Genomic DNA, 896 nt, shown 5'->3' on the forward strand with positions numbered 1-896 from the left:
GGGAAGGACACCGTCGGCATCGTCTCGACGCTGACCCCGGCGGTGGCACGCGTGTTCGCGACCACCCCCGACAGCGAGCGCGCGGGCGATCCCGACCTCATCGCCGACGTCGCGGAGGCGGCGGACGTGCCCGTCACGGTGCACCCGACACTGGAGGATGCCGCCGACGCGGCGCGCGCGTGGGCAGCGGAGTCCGACCGTCGCGCCGTGATCATCGCCGGGTCCGTCGTCCTGGCCGGAGAAGCGATCCGCCTGTCCGAGCTCGAGGACTGGAAGGCCGGGTGGCAGCGGTGAGTCCGCGCGAGCCTCGCGCTCCGCGGGAGCGGCGTCCTCGGCGCGTCCGCGGAGCCCAGGAGTCGCTCGGCGCGGTCGTGCTCGGGTTCGAGTCGATCGTCGTCTTCCTCGGCGGACTCGTGGTCTACGGGCTCAAGGCGCTGCCGTGGGGAATCGAGCCGTGGTGGGGGATCGTGGGCGGCGTCGTCATGGCGGCCGCCATGGTCGCGACCTCGGGTCTGCTCCGCCACCGCTGGGCGATCATCGCGGGCTGGGCACTCCAGGTGATCCTGGCGCTCGGTGGCATCCTGGTTCCGGCTCTGGCCGTCGTCGCTCTTATTTTCGGTGGGATGTGGGCATATGCGACGATCAAGGGAGCGGCTCTCGATCGCGCGAACGCGCGGAGGGCCGCCGACCCCGACCTCTGGAACGGAGAATGACCCATGGCCACCGAAGAGACCCTCGTCCTGGTCAAGCCCGATGGGGTCGCGCGCGGCCTCACCGGCGCGATCCTCGCCCGCATCGAGGCGAAGGGCTACGCCCTCGTCGACATCCGCCTGGTCGAGCCCGACCGCGAGACCCTGGCGCAGCACTACGCCGAGCAGCGAGGGCAAGCCGTTCTA

General features: G+C 71.7%; 2 protein-coding genes and 1 pseudogene. All 3 read left to right on the forward strand.

Annotated elements, in window-relative coordinates:
• A pseudogene (locus tag I5G_RS22975) lies at window positions 1–294 on the forward strand (dihydrofolate synthase); the annotation flags it as partial.
• Window positions 282–713 (forward strand): DUF4233 domain-containing protein, encoded by a 432-nt coding sequence (locus tag I5G_RS16000; protein ID WP_022879959.1) that lies wholly within the window; start codon window positions 282–284, stop codon window positions 711–713. The pseudogene I5G_RS22975 and the gene I5G_RS16000, both read left to right, overlap by 13 nt.
• Before the next feature lie 3 nt (window positions 714–716).
• A partial coding sequence (locus I5G_RS16005; RefSeq protein WP_022879960.1) for a nucleoside-diphosphate kinase occupies window positions 717–896 on the forward strand: 180 nt, incomplete at its 3' end.

The sequence above is a fragment of the Microbacterium sp. B19 genome, assembly GCF_000333395.1.
In the GTDB taxonomy this organism is placed as follows: Bacteria; Actinomycetota; Actinomycetes; order Actinomycetales; family Microbacteriaceae; genus Microbacterium.